A 1,097-nucleotide genomic window follows, 5' to 3' on the forward strand; every position below is an offset into this window, starting at 1 on the left:
GTGCCAACCTCGAGTACCTCAAGTGCCAACCTCGAGTACCTCAACCTGCTCGGCACTGCCAATCTCAACGGGACCGGCAACTCGCTCAGCAACCGCATCACCGGCAACGCCGGCAACAACCTCCTGGACGGCGGGGCGGGTGCTGATTTCATGGCCGGGGGCACCGGCAACGACACCTACATCGTCGACAACCTCGGCGATGTCATCAGCGAAACCAGCACCCTGGCGGGCGAGATCGACACCGTCCGCTCCTCGGTGACCTACACCCTGGGCGCCAACCTGGAAAACCTCACCCTCACGGGCACCRACAGCATCAATGCCATYGGCAACAGCCAGAACAACGTGTTGACCGGCAACGATGGCAACAACCAGTTGAACGGYGGCGCCGGCCTGGACACCTTCATCGGCGGCAAAGGCAACGATGACTACGCCCTGGATCAGAGCGCGGAGTTGGCACTGGTGCAGGAAAACGCCAACGAAGGAACCGACACCCTTTACGTCGTCTACAACGCGACCGCACAGGACAATGTCGTCGACCTGAACCTGAGCAATCTGCAGAACGTCGAAAACGTCCTGCTGCTGGGGAGCGGCGCTTATATAGCGGTCGGCAACAGTCTGAACAACACCCTGACCGGCAACGCCGGCGCCGACATCCTCAACGGCATGGCCGGCGCGGACACCATGGACGGCGGGGCCGGCAACGACAGCTACTACGTCGACAACATCGGTGACGTCGTGATCGAACGCGGCACCTCGGCCTGGGAAATCGATGCCGTCAATGCCTCGATCGATTACACCCTGGGTGCCAACCTCGAGTACCTCAACCTGCTCGGCACTGCCAATCTCAACGGGACCGGCAACTCGCTCAGCAACCGCATCACCGGCAACGCCGGCAACAACCTCCTGGACGGCGGGGCCGGGGCCGACTTCATGGCCGGGGGCACCGGCAACGACACCTACATCGTCGACAACCTCGGCGATGTCATCAGCGAAACCAGCACCCTGGCGGGCGAGATCGACACCGTCCGCTCCTCGGTGACCTACACCCTGGGCGCCAACCTGGAAAACCTCACCCTCACGGGCAGCGACAGCATCGA

At 62.7% G+C, this 1,097-nt stretch carries 1 protein-coding gene; it reads left to right on the forward strand.

Annotated features, from left to right (window positions below):
* A partial coding sequence (locus AC1DZE_RS23245) for a calcium-binding protein (protein ID WP_477700613.1) occupies positions 1-1,097 on the forward strand: 1,097 nt, incomplete at both ends.

It is taken from the genome of Polaromonas sp. P1_F1 (assembly GCF_056405795.1).